This window comes from Streptomyces sp. NPDC053665, from assembly GCF_055585285.1.
Window position 1 is genome coordinate 141,291 of sequence record NZ_JBVJKK010000002.1, and the last position, 13,500, is coordinate 154,790.

At 76.2% G+C, this 13,500-nt stretch carries 9 protein-coding genes; 4 read left to right on the forward strand and 5 right to left on the reverse strand.

The window, feature by feature from the left end:
* Nucleotides 1–29: 29 nt before the first annotated feature.
* The 3 genes from pepN to ACZ6ZN_RS08220 form a co-directional block, all read right to left on the reverse strand.
* Complete coding sequence (pepN, locus tag ACZ6ZN_RS08210; RefSeq protein ID WP_469644270.1) at nt 30–2,522, reverse strand: aminopeptidase N; 2,493 nt, start codon at nt 2,520–2,522, stop codon at nt 30–32.
* A gap of 67 nt (nt 2,523–2,589) precedes the next feature.
* Nucleotides 2,590–3,141, reverse strand: a complete 552-nt coding sequence (locus tag ACZ6ZN_RS08215) for a response regulator (protein WP_469644273.1) — start codon at nt 3,139–3,141, stop codon at nt 2,590–2,592.
* Between the two features lie 114 nt (nt 3,142–3,255).
* Nucleotides 3,256–3,642: a chorismate mutase gene (locus tag ACZ6ZN_RS08220; RefSeq protein ID WP_469644276.1), complete on the reverse strand. Its 387-nt coding sequence runs from the start codon at nt 3,640–3,642 to the stop codon at nt 3,256–3,258.
* Nucleotides 3,643–3,762: 120 nt separating this feature from the next.
* Between ACZ6ZN_RS08220 and ACZ6ZN_RS08225 the strand changes: the two genes are divergently transcribed.
* Nucleotides 3,763–4,647 (forward strand): hypothetical protein, encoded by an 885-nt coding sequence (locus ACZ6ZN_RS08225; RefSeq protein ID WP_451878228.1) that lies wholly within the window; start codon nt 3,763–3,765, stop codon nt 4,645–4,647.
* A 73-nt stretch (nt 4,648–4,720) separates the two neighbouring features.
* Here the strand turns inward: ACZ6ZN_RS08225 and ACZ6ZN_RS08230 are convergent, their stop codons facing one another.
* A complete protein-coding gene (locus tag ACZ6ZN_RS08230; protein ID WP_469644280.1) occupies nt 4,721–5,455 on the reverse strand; it encodes a vWA domain-containing protein in 735 nt (244 codons plus the stop codon).
* Between the two features lie 12 nt (nt 5,456–5,467).
* A complete protein-coding gene (locus ACZ6ZN_RS08235) occupies nt 5,468–6,199 on the reverse strand; it encodes an ABC transporter ATP-binding protein (protein ID WP_398111980.1) in 732 nt (243 codons plus the stop codon).
* Between the two features lie 142 nt (nt 6,200–6,341).
* On the opposite strand from ACZ6ZN_RS08235, the gene ACZ6ZN_RS08240 reads away from it, so the two are divergent.
* From ACZ6ZN_RS08240 to ACZ6ZN_RS08250, 3 genes are read left to right on the forward strand one after another with little or no spacing between them, the layout of a single operon-like run.
* Nucleotides 6,342–9,674 (forward strand): FtsX-like permease family protein, encoded by a 3,333-nt coding sequence (locus ACZ6ZN_RS08240; protein WP_469644285.1) that lies wholly within the window; start codon nt 6,342–6,344, stop codon nt 9,672–9,674.
* A gap of 1 nt (nt 9,675) precedes the next feature.
* Nucleotides 9,676–12,417 (forward strand): ABC transporter permease, encoded by a 2,742-nt coding sequence (locus ACZ6ZN_RS08245; protein WP_469644288.1) that lies wholly within the window; start codon nt 9,676–9,678, stop codon nt 12,415–12,417.
* Nucleotides 12,414–13,376, forward strand: a complete 963-nt coding sequence (locus tag ACZ6ZN_RS08250; RefSeq protein WP_469644290.1) for an ABC transporter ATP-binding protein — start codon at nt 12,414–12,416, stop codon at nt 13,374–13,376. The genes ACZ6ZN_RS08245 and ACZ6ZN_RS08250 overlap by 4 nt, the downstream gene beginning before the upstream one ends.
* Nucleotides 13,377–13,500: the final 124 nt, after the last annotated feature.

Below are 13,500 nucleotides of genomic sequence, written 5' to 3' on the forward strand. Positions count from 1 at the left end.
GCCGTCCCGACCGCCGTGCGTCCCCCGGGTCAGTTCTCCGCTGCGTCCCTGACCCCCAGTGCGCGCCTGAGGTCGTCCAGTTGGTCGATCAGTTTGCGGCGCAGGGCCGGGCTGGGGGCGGCCTGGGTGAGGCACTGTTCGCCGAGGCGGAGGTTGTCCGGGTCGACGGCGTGTGCGGGGAAGGCCCAGCGGCCCGCCGCGTCGGCCATGGCGGGACCGCGCCGGTCGGCGAGGGCGACGGCGTCGGTGTAGAAGCGGGGCACGTAGGGGCCGACGAGGTCGCTCTGCTCGGGCTGCCAGAAGCCGCGGGCGGTGGCGGTGAAGAGGTAGTTGGACAGGTCGTCGGAGCCGAACATGGCCTGCCAGGCGCGTTCCTTGGCCTCCGGGTCGGGCAGGGCGGCCCGGCACAGGGCGGCGCCCTCCTGGCCGGTGGCGCTCGGGTCGCGTGCGAGTTCCGCGTCGATGGCGGCCTCGTCGGTCGCGCCGAGGACGGCGAGCCGGGCGAGCACGCGCCAGCGCAGCTCCGGGTCGAGCTCGGGGCCGCCGGGGACGGTGCCGTCGGCGAGCCAGGCGGCGATGGTGTCGGGGTGGGCGGCCACGTCGATGCGGTGGCGGACCGCGATCAGGCGCAGCCCGGGGTTGTCGCCGTCCTCGGTGCGGCGGATGAGGTCGCGGCACAGCTCGGACAGGGTGGCGAGGGCGGCGGGCCGCCGGCCGGGGGTGAGGTAGCGGTCGGTGAGGTGGGTGGAGGCGAACGCGAGGACGCCCTGGACGACGGCCAGGTCGGTCTCCAGCGGCAGGTGGGCCCGGGCGGTCTCCAGGTAGGCGGCGGGGGCGAGTTCGCCGTCGCGTACGGCGTCGCGCAGGGCGTTCCAGACGACGGCGCGGGTGAGCGGTTCGGGCAGGCCGGACAGGTCCTTGCGGACGGTGTCGAAGGACTCGGGGTCGAAGCGGACCTTGGCGTAGGTGAGGTCGCCGTCGTTGAGGAGGAGCAGCGCGGGGCGCTTGCCGATGGGGTGGTCCGCGGTCTGCGGGAGGTCCAGGTGGAGGCGTTCGCGCAGGACGAGTTGTCCGCCGTCGTCGCCGAGGTCGCGGTCGTACAGGCCGACGGCGACGCGGTGCGGGCGGCTGCCGGCGCGGTCGGTGGCGAGGGCGCACAGGCCCTGTTCGCCGGGGACGATCCGCGGGGTGAGGGTGTCGACGCCGGTGGTGCGCAGCCAGGCGTCGGCCCAGGCGTGGACGTCGCGGTCGGTGGCGCCGGCGAGGTTGTCGATGAAGTCGGCGAGGGTGGCGTTGGCGAACTTGTGCCGGGCGAAGTGGGCGTTGATGCCGGCGAGGAAGTCCTTCTCGCCGAGCCAGGTGACGAGTTGCCGCAGGGCGCTGGCCCCCTTGGCGTAGGAGATGCCGTCGAAGTTGAGCAGGGCGGAGGCGGTGTCGTCGACGGCTTCGGGGGCGACGGGGTGGGTGGAGGGGCGCTGGTCGGCGTCGTAGCCCCAGGACTTGCGCGTGACGGCGAAGTCGGTCCAGGTGTCGGTGAAGCGGGTGGCCTCGGTGAGGGTCTGGTAGCCCATGTACTCGGCGAAGGACTCGTTCAGCCAGATGTCGTCCCACCACTTGAGGGTGACGAGGTCGCCGAACCACATGTGGGCCATCTCGTGGGCGATGACCATGGCGCGGGTCTGCCGCTCGGTGTCGGTGACGGCGGAGCGGTAGACGAATTCGTCGCGGAAGGTGACCAGGCCGGGGTTCTCCATGGCGCCCGCGTTGAACTCGGGGACGAAGGCCTGGTCGTAGGAGTCGAAGGGGTACGGCTCGTCGAACTTCTCGTGGTAGCGGTCGAAGCAGGCGCGGGTGACGTCGAGGAGTTCGTCGGCGTCGGCGTCCAGATGGGGGGCGAGGGAGCGGCGGCAGTGCAGGCCGAAGGGCAGGCCGCGGTGCTCGGTGCGCACGGAGTGCCAGGGGCCGGCGGCGACGGCGACGAGGTAGGTGGAGATCAGGGGGGTGGGGGCGGCCCGCCACACGCCGTCGCGGTGCTCGGTGATGCCGTTGGCGAGGACGGTCCAGCCCTGCGGGGCGGTGACCGACAGGTCGAAGACGGCTTTCAGGTCGGGCTGGTCGAAGGCGGCGAAGACGCGCTGGACGTCGTCCATGAACAGCTGTGTGTAGACGTAGGTCTCGCCGTCGGTGGGGTCGGTGAAGCGGTGCATGCCCTCGCCGGTGCGGGAGTAGCGCATGCGGGCGTCCAGGCGCAGTTCGTGCTCGCCGGGGGCGAGGTTCTTCAGCGGGAGCCGGTTGCCGTCGAGGGCCTCGGGGTCCAGGGGTTGTCCGTCGAGGGTGGCGGAGTGCAGCTCGGCGGGCTTGACCTCGACGAACGTGTCCCCGGCCGCGCGGGCGGCGAACGTGATCAGGGTGCGGGAGCCGAAGGTCTCGTCACCGCCGGTCAGGTCGAGTTCGACGGTGTAGCGGTGGACGTCGAGGAGCTCTGCTCGGGCCTGCGCTTCGTCGCGCGTCAGTACGGACATGCAGACATGCTGCCTGATGGGGTCGGCACGGCACAGAGGCGGATCGGTACGTGCGCAATGTCCGGTCTCAGCCGCGGTCCTTCTCGAGCTCCCCGGCGTGCGCCCCCTGGGGCCGCTGGGTGGGTACGTGGGCGTCGGGGTGGGGCAGGACGGGACTCGCGGGGTGGGCGGGGGTGCCGGGGTGTTCCCGGGCCTGGGCGCGCAGCCGGCGGACCTCCCGTTCCAGGGCGAGGTGGCGGCGGTGGGCGTCGTAGAGGTAGCGGACCTTGGTGCGCAGGGCCCAGGGGTCGACGGGTTTGAGGAGGAGGTCGGCGACGCCGAGGCGGAAGGCGGTGGTGGCCAGGGCGTGGTCGACTCCGAAACCGGTCAGCAGGATGACCGGAATGTGCTGGGTCTGTTCGACGCGGCGCATGTAGCGCACGACCTCCAGGCCGCCGAGGCCGGGCATGCGCACGTCGAGCAGGAGCAGGCCGACCCCGCCGCGCAGGACCTGCTTGAGCGCCTCGTCACCGCTGGTGGCGCGGCCGATGCGGTGGCCCAGGGGGGCCAGGGCGCTCTCCAGCGCGTACAGCGTGTCCTCGTGGTCGTCGACGATGAGGATCCTGGTATCCGACGGCATGGCCCGACGCCCCCTCCCTCGTGGAGGACCAGAGTAGGTCCGGGACGCTGACGCGCAGTACGCGCCGGCTGACATGCTGTGCTCAGCGCAGCATGCCCGGCGCGGGCGGCGGTGTCACTCCCCCGGTGGCCGGTCGCCGGTGGCGGCGGGGGTCTCGGCGGGGACGGCGGTGCCGTTGAGCGCCTCCTCGGCGATGCGCTCGTGGTGGCGGATGACCTCGGCGACGATGAAGTTCAGGAACTTCTCGGCGAAGGCCGGGTCCAGCTTGGCGTCCTCGGCCAGGGCGCGCAGGCGGGCGATCTGGCGGGCCTCGCGGGCGGGATCGGCGGGGGGCAGCTGGTGCCGGGCCTTGAGGAGGCCGACCTGCTGGGTGGCCTTGAAGCGCTCGGCGAGCATGTGCACGACGGCGGCGTCGATGTTGTCGATGCTGTCGCGCAGCCGCGCGAGTTCCTCGCGGACGCCGGGCCGGGCGTCGTCGGTACCGGTGGTGCTGGTGGTCATGGGGCGGAAGCCTACGGGGACGGGGCGGCCCGGCCGCGGGGCGTCTCACGCCTCGGCGGCCCGGGGCGGGGGCGTCCTCGTACAGTGGAAGCGGGTTCCCGGGCGTCCTGGGGGTGAGGCGTGGCGAACGACGGGCCGGTCGAGCACGGCTACCCGCATCTGGAGACAGTGCGCGCCGCCGTCACGGCGCTGTACCGGCGGCTGTCCCACGTCACCGTCCGGACGTTCGCGACGAGTGTGGTCCCGGCGGACGTGGCGTTCTGCGACACGGACGACCTGCATCTGGGGGCGCAGCGGGTGGCGCGGGAGCTGGTGCGGCACTACCGGCTGCCGGACGCGCGGCTGATCGTGGGTTTCCGGGAGATGCGGCACGCGGCGAACGTGGAGCTGGCGGCGGGGCCGGAGTACTTCGTGGAGCTGAACGACCGGTTCCGTACGCACCGGCGGGACATCGGGGCGGCGCTCGCGCACGAGGTGACGCATGTGTACCTGCACCGGCTGGACCTGTCGTTCCCGGGCGTGCGGGACAACGAGATCCTCACCGACACGGCGGCGGCGTACCTGGGGGCGGGCTGGCTGCTGCTGGACGCCTACCGGGAGGACGGGGTGTCGTCGCAGAAGCTGGGGTACCTCACGCCGGAGGAGTTCGGGTACGTGCTGGCCAAGCGGGCGCTGGTGTTCGGGGAGGACCCGTCGGTGTGGTTCACCAGCGCGCAGGCGTACACGGCGTACGGCAGGGGGATGGAGCTGGCGCGGCGGGACGGGCGGCAGCCGCCGCTGACGGCGGCGGGCTGGGCGGGCCGGCGCCGCTACGCCCGGGACCGGCGGCTCGCGCCTGAGGGGCCGCAGCCGGGGGTGCGGTACGCCTTCTCGCCGGACGCGGGCGGGCGGTTGCGGGTCTCGTTCCCCTGCCCGACCTGCGAGCAGCGGATCAGGGTGCCGGTGCAGGGCCGGGTGCGGGCCCGCTGTGCGCTGTGCCGGAGTGTGCTGGAGTGCGACACGTGACGCCGTGCTGGAGTGCGACCCGTGACGCCGTGCCGGGCGGGTGTGCCGGCCGGGGCGTGCGGGGGCGTGCGGTTCAGCGGGTGCCGCGGTCCCGGACGATGCCGGCGGCCCTCGCGGCCGTGAGCCACGCGGGGAACTCGCCCACCAGCCGGTCGTACAGTTCGGCGTCCGGCACCGTGCGGGGGTCGGTGCCGGCGTGGAAGAACCCGGCGTTGTCGACGGCCCGTTTGCCCGGTACGGCCAGTTCGTCGAGCCTGCGCAGGAAGTCGAACTGCTTGCTGTGCGGGTCGCCGAAGCCGACGAACTGCCAGAACAGCGGCAGCCGGGCCGCCTTGCACAGGTAGCGCTCGGCGGCGAGCTTGTCGGCCGGCCCGCCGTCGGTCTGGAAGACGACCAGGGCGGGCTCGGCCGTGCCGCTGTCGAGGTAGTGGTCGATGACGGCGTCCATCGCCAGGTGGTAGCTGGTCCTGCCCATGTGGCCCAGGCCGGCCACGATCTGCTCGATGCGCCCCTCGTGTCCGGCCAGGGCGATCTCGGTCTCGGCGTCGACGTCCGTGGAGAAGAACACCACCGGCACGGTCCCGTCGTCGTCGAGGTGCGCCGACAGGCCGAGCACCCGGTCGGCGAGCGCCTGCACGCTGCCGTCCTTGTAGTACGGCCTCATGGAGCCGGAGTGGTCGACGACGAGATAGACCGCGGCCCGCAGCCCGTCCAGCCCGTGTTTCACGAGGGACACTCCGGCGCTCGTGTAGGACTCGACGAGCGCGGGTGCGCGTTCCCGCACCGTGCTGAGACTGATCGCGGCCATGGCGTCACTCTCTCACTGCTCGACGACCACTCCGTCGCTCAGTTCCAGCACCCGGTCGGCCAGGCCGAGGAGTTGGGGGTCGTGGGTGGCGACGAGGGCGGTGACGCCCTCGCTGCGCACCACGGCCCGCAGCAGTTCCATCACCGCCAGGCCGGTGGCGGCGTCGAGCTGCCCGGTCGGCTCGTCGGCGAGGAGCAGGGCCGGGCGGTTGGCGAGGGCCCGGGCGATGGCGACGCGCTGCTGCTGGCCGCCGGACAGCTCGGCGGGCCGCTGTGTCTCGTGCCCGGCCAGGCCCACCAGGGCCAGCAGCAGCGCCACGCGTTCCTCGCGTTCGCGTACCTCGGCGCGACGCAGCCGCAGCGGCACGCCCACGTTCTCAGCGGCGGTCAGGATGGGGATGAGGCCGAACGACTGGAAGACGAACCCGATCCGGTCGCGGCGCAGCGCGAGCAGTCCGCTGTCGTCCAGCGCCGACAGGTCGGTGCCGTCCACGACGACGCGGCCGCTCTGCGGGGAGTCCAGGCCGCCGATCAGGTGCAGCAGCGTGGTCTTGCCCGAGCCCGAACGGCCTTTGAGGGCGACGAGTTCACCGCGGCGGACGGCGAACGAGGCCCCGCGCAGGGCGTGCACGGCGGCGGCGCCCGTGCCGTAGGAGTGGTGCACGTCCTCGACCCGGAGCATCGGCTCGCCGGGCGGGCCGTCGGCGAGGGCGGCGCCGGTTGCGGGGCCGGTGTTCTCGGTCATCACCGCATCCCATACGGAACCCGCCGGATGGTCAAGAGCGGAACCACTTCCCCTTCGCACACGCGTGCTGGGCCGCCGACTCCCGTGATATGCATGGCGGGTTCGCGGGAGGGAGCGGCTCGGCCGACGGGGTGGGGGAACAGTGACAGGCTTGGTGCTGCTGCGTCTGCGCGCGCATCGGCTGCTGATCGTCGCCGCCCTGCTCGCCGCCCTGCTGACCACCTCGGTGCTCGCCGCCCTCACGGCCTTCTCCGGTTCCGTCGGGGACGCCGCGCTGCGCTCCACGCTGGACGGCAGGTCCAGGTCCGCCGCCTCCCTCGTGGTCGAGGCGGACGTGCCGCCCGGGAAGCGGGGTGCGGCGCAGCGTGCGGTGGAGCGCGGGGCGCGCGAGGCGTTCGGCGGGCTGCCGGTGACGGTGCGGCGGCTGGAGCGTTCCGGGCCGTACGCGCTGCCCCGGTCGCTGCAGAGCGCGGACGCGCGTGCCGGGCAGCCCGATCTGACGTTGCTGGCCGCCCTGGACCGGTCCCGGGTCGAGCTGGTCGCGGGCGCGCTGCCCACCGCGGCTGCGGTGTCCCGGGCCGGAGCCGTGCCCGTCGCCGTGCCGGAGGCGGCCGCCCACCGGCTGAGGCTGCGGCCCGGGGCGCGCCTCACCCTGACCGACCGGCTGGGCGGTGAGCCGGTGCGCGTGGCGGTGACCGGCGTGTACCGGGCGGCCGACGGCTCCGACCCGTACTGGCAGGCCGACACGCTCGGCGGCCAGGGGGTGCGCACGGTCGCCTTCACCACGTACGGGCCGCTGCTGGCCGACGGGCCGGTGCTCGCCTCGGGCCGTGTCACGCGGGGCGGCACCGGCTGGGTGGCGACGGCCGACCACCGCGGGCTGACCACCGGCTCCCTGAGTGCCCTGCGCACGGCGACCGTCCGGTCGGCCGCCCTGCTGCGCGAGGAGCCGACCCTGGGCGGCTCGGCGGACGTGCGCACCGGGCTGCCCGAGGTCCTGGACCGCGTGGAGCGGGCCCTGCTGGTGTCGCGCTCCACCCTGCTGATCGTCTCCTTGCAGCTGGTGCTGCTCGCCGGGTACGCGCTGCTGCTGGTGGCGCGGCTGCTGAGCAGTGAACGGGCGGGCGAGACGGAGCTGTTGCGGGCCCGGGGCGCCTCGCGGGGCCGGATCGCGTCGCTGGCCGGGCTGGAGGCGCTGCTGCTCGCGGTGCCCGCCGCGGTGTGCGCCGCGCTGCTGTCGGGGCCCCTGGCCCGGCTGCTCGCCGGGTGGTCCTCGCTGGAGCGGATCGGGCTCAGGCTCGGCGCCGCCCCGTCGGGCGGGGTGTGGCTGGTCGCGGGCGGGGTCGCGCTGGTGTGCGCCGTGGCGGTGGTGGCGCCCGCGCTGACGGGGGCGGCGGACGCTCCCGCGCGGCTGCGCCGGGTGCGGGCGGCGACGTCGGCCGCCCCGGTGCGCGCGGGCGCGGACCTCGCCCTGCTGCTGATCGCGGGCGTGGCGTACTGGCAGTTGCGGCGGCAGACCGGCGCGGCGGGCGGCGGGGTGATCGGCCGGGACCGGGCCGGGCGGCTGGGCCTGGATCCGCTGCTGGTCGCGGCGCCGGCGCTGGCGCTGCTGGCGGGCACGGTGCTGACGCTGCGTGTGCTGCCGTTCGCGGCGCGGCTGGCGGAACGCCGGTCGGCGAGCGGACGCGGACTGCCGGCGGCGCTGGCGGGCTGGCAGTTCAGCCGGCGTCCGCTGCGCGGGGCGGGTCCGGTGCTGCTGCTGATCGTCGCCGTCGCCACCGGCATGCTGGCCGTCGGGCACGGCGCGTCCTGGGACCGGTCGCAGGACGACCAGGCCGACTTCCGCACGGGCGCCGCGGTCCGGGTGCTGGACCACCGGCCGGGCAGCCCCGGCCAGACCGGGCTCCACGCGGCGCTGCCCGGGGCCCGCGAGGCCGCCCCCGCGCACCGTGCCGCGCTGAGTCTGTCCGGGGACCGCGAGGCGACCGTGCTCGCGCTGGACACCTCCCGCGCCGGGGACGGGATGCTCATGCGCGGCGACCTCGCCGACGAGCCGCCGGACGCGCTGCTGCGGGCCCTGGCCCCGCCCCCGCCCGGCGCGGACCGGGCCGTGCGGCTTCCCGACGGCACGCGGCGCCTCGCGCTGGACGTGCGGATCACCGACGAGCGTGCCCCGGGCGGACGCTCCCCGTCGGGACGTGCGCCCCTGCTGACGGTGGTGGTCGAGGACGCCTACGGCATCGCCTACCGGCTGGGCGCCGGGAACGTCCCGGTGGACGGCCGGGTCCACCGCGTGACGCTGGAGCTGGACCGGACGGCCACGGGCCGCCGCGCCGCCCCGGCCGGACCGCTGCGGCTGACCGGTCTGCAACTCGACGGCACCGTTCCCGCCGACCGCGCCGAGCGGCACCGCCTCACCGTCGAGCGGCTGCTCGCCACGGGTCCCGGCGGTCCCGCGCGCGCCGTGCGGGTGGCCCCGGGGACCCGCTGGCAGGGCGGCCGGACCGTGACCCGCAACGGCGAGGTCCTCTCGCGCGCGGCCGCACCGGCCGCGTCGGACACCGCGCCGCTGTCCCTGTCGTACACGACCGGTGCCGGTGGTGACGACGGGTACGGCGCGGCGCCGGTGTGGACGGTGCGGGCCGACACCGCCGGCGCCCGGGCCCCGCGCACCCTGGCCGCCGTGGCCACACGGGACTTCCTGCGGGCCTCGGGTGCCGCGCCCGGCGACAGCGTCGACGTCCCGCTGTCCGGGGAGCAGTTGCGGGTGCGGATCGCCCGGGTGGTGCGCGAGCTGCCCACCACCGGCACCGACACGGCCGGGCGGAGCGTGGCCGGCGGGGCGCTGCTGCTCGATCTGCGGGCCGTCGACGCCGTGCTGGCGCAGCGCGGCACCACCGCGCTCACGCCCACGGAGTGGTGGGTGAGCGCCGCGCCCGGCAAGGCCGCCGAGGTCGCGGCGGCGCTGCGGGCGCGGCCGGACCTGGAGGCGCAGCAGGTGCTGGTGCGCGACGAGGCCGCGGCGGATCTGCTGCGCGATCCACTGGGCGCCGGGCCGCGTGCGGCGCTGACGGCGGTGGCGGTGGCGGCCGTGGCCCTGGCCGCCGGGGGCTTCGCGGTGAGCGCGGCCGGGGCGCGGCGGGAGCGGTCGGCGGAGTTCGCGGTGCTGCGCGCCCTCGGCACGCCCCGCCGGGACCTCGCCCGGCTCGTCGCCACGGAGCAGAGCCTGCTCGTCGGGGTGGGTCTGCTGGCCGGGCTCGTGCTGGGCACGGTGCTGACCCGGGCCGTGGTGCCGCTGATCGTGCTGACGTCGGGGGCGGCGCGGCCGGTGCCGCCCGTCCTCGTGGAACTGCCGGTGGGGCAGGTGGCCCTGCTCGTCGCCGGGGTGGCCGCGCCGCTGGTGCTGATCACGGCCGCGTCGGCGCTGCCGCGCGCCGAGCCGGCGGTCGCGCTGCGGCATCAGGGGGAGGACTGACATGCCGTGGGACACGCGCGTCGCGGACGCCTCCTGGGTGCGCACCCGGCTGCGGACCGCCCCTTGGGCCGCCGTCGCCTTCGGGGTGCTGGTGCTGGTCACGGCCTTCCTCGCGGCGGTGCTGCCGCGGGCCGTGGAGGCGTACGAGACGCACGGGCTGCGCGAGGCCGTGGTCTCGGCCGCCCCCGGGTCGACCGTGCTGGAGCTGAAGACGGCCCAGCCCGGTCTGGAGCAGCCGGAGCGGGCGCGGGCGGACGAGGTCCGGCCGGAGGCGCTCGCCGAGGTGGACGCCCGGGCGCGGTCGCTGCTGCCCCGGCCGCTGCGGGTGGACCCGGCCCAGTCGGCGCACGGCGTGCGGACCGGCAAGAGCCTGCAGGCCCTGGACGCGTGGCTGCCCCGCCCGGACGGGCTGCCGCCCCGGTTCACCCTGCTCGCGCAGTCGGGCGCGGCGGCTCACGCCACGGTGCGCGAGGGCAGGCTGCCCGCCGCAGGCGGCCCGGTGGGCGTGGACACCAGGACGGTGGAGGGCGCCGTGACCGCCGAGACGGCCCGCACGCTGCGGCTGCGGGCCGGCTCCACGCTCACCCTGGCCGGCTTCCCGGACCGGCCGCTCACCGTCCGGGTCACCGGCGTCCTCGAACCCCGGCATCCGGAACGCAGCTACTGGTCGGCGGAGCCCATCGTGCGCTCACCGGCGCTGGCGAGCGACGGGGGCCGTCCGCCGCAGTTCTACTGGGAGGCGGGCCTCCTGCTCGCGCCGGAGGCGGCCCCGGCGCTGCTCGGCGGGCTGGGCGAGCCGGAGCGGTACTGGCGGTTCGCGCCCGCCACGCAGCGGCTGACCGCGGCGGACGCCCCGGCGCTGCTCGACCGGGTGGCGTCCCTGGAGGACGGCCCGGGACTGGTGCGCATGCGCGGTGCCGCCGGTCCGACGGCGCAGGTGTTCACCGGCCTGGAGGAGGTCGTGGGCGGGTACGCCCGGACCCGTGACGCGATCACGCCCGTGGTCGCCGTCGGGGCCGTCGGGATCGCCGCGGTCGCCGTGGTCGTCCTGGTGATGAGCGGTGGCCTGGCCGCGGCCCGCCGGGACACCGAACTGGCCCTGCTGCGGGCCCGGGGCGGCTCCCTGGCCGGGATCGGCGGGCGGCTGCTGGCGGAGAGCGCGGTGCCGGCGCTGCCGGCCGCCGCCTGCGGTCTGCTGCTGGCGGTGCTCGCCGTGGACGGGGCCCGGCTGCTGCCGTCCGTGCTCGGGGCGGGCGCCGTGGCCGTGTTCGCCTGCGCCGCGCTGCCGGTGCGGGCGGTGGTGGCGCACCGCAGGCCGCGCACGCACCCGGGGCGCGGCGACCTCACGCACGCCCGGCCCGGGGGGCGGCGCACGGTCGCCGAACTGACCCTGCTGGTGCTGGCCGCGGGCTCGGTGGCGGCCCTGCGCCGCCGGGGCGCCGAGGACACGGCGGACGTGCTGGTGAGCGCCGCCCCGGTGCTCGTCGGGCTGGTCGCCGCGCTGGTCCTGGTGCGGTTGTATCCGCTGCCCCTGCGGTGGGCCTCCGGCCCGGCCGGGCGGCTGCGCGGGGCGGTGGGGTTCCTGGCGCTGGCCCGGGCGGGCCGCTCACCGGCGGCGGTCGCCACGCTGCCGCTGCTGGCCCTGCTGACGGCCCTGACGACGGCCGCGTTCGGCGGCTCGGTGCTGAGCGGGGTGGCGGACGCCCGGGACCGGGCAGCGCTGCTGCGCACCGGCGCGGACGCACGGGTGGACACCTCCGACGGCTCGGCGCTCCCGGCGGGACTGGAGCGGGCGGTGCGGGAGGTGCCGGGCGTACGGCAGGTGGCGGCCGTGGGTGTGTCCTACGCCGCGGAGCGCGTGTCCGAGGACAAGCGGTCGCTGACGGTCGTCGCCGTCGAGCCGGACGCCTACGCGGCACTGGCCCGGCGCACGGGCCTCGGGGGGTTCACCGCCGACCGGCTGGCGTCGGGGGGCGGGGTGCTCGGCGCCGTCGCCTCCCCCGGGGTCGCCGAGCGGCTCGGTCGCGCCCCGCACCGGATCGGTACGGACGGCGGGCCTGTCACGGTGCGGATCACCGCCGTGCGGCCGGGCACCCCGGCCGTCCCGGAGGGCGACTTCCTGCTGGTCGACGCGGCCGGTCTGCCCCGCTCCGGCGGCGCCACGGCCCTGCTGGCCGCCGGTCCCGGACTGGACGGGGCCGCGCTGCGGGCGGCGGTGCGCGGCACGGGCGCCGGGCTGTCGGTCACCCTGCGCAGCGAGGAACGCGCCGCGCTGTCCGACTCGCCGCTGCAGTCCGGCGCCGAACGGATCTACCTGTGGGCCGTCGCCGCGAGCACCGGCTACGCCCTGCTGTCCCTGGTGCTCGGCATGGTCCGGACCGCACCGGAGCGGGCGGCCCTGCTGGCCCGGCTGCGCACCCTGGGTCTGACGGCCCGTCAGGGCAGGCGGCTGCTGGGCCTGGAGGCACTTCCCCTGGCGCTGCTCGCGGCCGGCGGGGGCGTGGCCGTGGGCTGGGCGGCGGTCCGGCTGCTCGCGCCGGGCATCGACCTGGACCGCCTCGCCCTGGCCGACGCGTACGGGGTCACGGTGCCGGGCGGTGCCGTGCTGCGCGCGGACGTGTGGTCACTGGCCCTGCCGGCGGCGGGCGCGCTGCTGCTGGCCGCGGCGGTGGCCGTGGCCCAGGCCTGGTGGGCGGGGCGCCGCACACCGATCATCCACCTCAGGGCAGGAGACTTGCGTTGAGCGCTACGACACGGTCGCTCGCGGAGCTGGAGCAGCGGGCGGCACACCACCGCGATCGGCCGGCCTACGGCCACGACGCCCTGATCGCCTGCGACCGGCTGGTGCGGATCTTCAGCCGGCGCGGCGGCGGGGACGCCATGGAGGTGCAGGCGCTCCAGGGCCTCGACCTGCTGGTGCGCGAGGGCGAGTTGATGGCCCTGGTCGGGGCGTCCGGCAGCGGGAAGTCGACGCTGATGAACATCCTGGCGGGCCTGGACGTGCCCACGGCCGGGACGGCGCGGGTCGCGGGGCGCGACCTGCTGGCGATGGACGCGAAGGCGCGCCTGCGCTACCGCCGCGAGGTGGTCGGTTTCGTGTGGCAGCAGACGGCCCGCAACCTGCTGCCGTACATGACGGCGGCGCAGAACGTCGTCCTGCCGATGCAGCTGGCGGGGCGTCCGCGCAGGCAACGGGCTTCACGCGCCGAGGAGTTGCTGTCCCTGCTCGGGGTCGCCGACTGCCGGGACCGGCGGCCGCCGCAGATGTCGGGGGGCCAGCAGCAGCGGGTGGCGATCGCCGTCGCCCTGGCCGACGACCCGGCTGTCCTGCTCGCCGACGAGCCGACGGGCGAACTGGACTCGGCGACCGGGCAGCAGGTCTTCGCGGCGTTCCGCCGGGCCAACGAGGAACTGGGCACCACGATCGTCGTCGTCACGCACGACCAGGCCGTCGCCGGGGAGGTCCGCCGCACGGTGGCGATCCGCGACGGCCGGACCTCCACGGAGGTGCTGCGCCGCACCGAGGTCGACGAGGCCGGTGAGGAGTCCACGGTGGCCCGTGAGTACGCCATGCTCGACCGGGCCGGCCGGCTGCAACTGCCGGCCGAGTACACGGCGGCCCTGGACATGCGGGACCGGGTGCTGCTGGAGCTGGAGGAGGACCACATCCAGGTGTGGCCGGACGAGGGCCGCGACGGCTGAGGTTCCGGGTGGACAGGCCCGGGCCCGCGGCGGGGCGCCGGGGGAAGTTCGACGGCGCCTGCCCGGGGTCCGGTCGGGGACAGTGGGCAGGCGCCGTCGGTGTTCCGCACGCCTTTGTGCGGGA

Excerpts from the sequence above, each read along its gene's own strand:
- pepN (WP_469644270.1), bottom strand. The coding sequence starts at position 2,522 with ATGTCCGTACTGACGCGCGACGAAGCGCAGGCCCGAGCAGAGCTCCTC.
- ACZ6ZN_RS08245 (WP_469644288.1), top strand. The coding sequence starts at position 9,676 with ATGCCGTGGGACACGCGCGTCGCGGACGCCTCCTGGGTGCGCACCCGG.
- ACZ6ZN_RS08215 (WP_469644273.1), bottom strand. The coding sequence starts at position 3,141 with ATGCCGTCGGATACCAGGATCCTCATCGTCGACGACCACGAGGACACG.
- ACZ6ZN_RS08220 (WP_469644276.1), bottom strand. The coding sequence starts at position 3,642 with ATGACCACCAGCACCACCGGTACCGACGACGCCCGGCCCGGCGTCCGC.
- ACZ6ZN_RS08230 (WP_469644280.1), bottom strand. The coding sequence starts at position 5,455 with ATGGCCGCGATCAGTCTCAGCACGGTGCGGGAACGCGCACCCGCGCTC.
- ACZ6ZN_RS08235 (WP_398111980.1), bottom strand. The coding sequence starts at position 6,199 with ATGACCGAGAACACCGGCCCCGCAACCGGCGCCGCCCTCGCCGACGGC.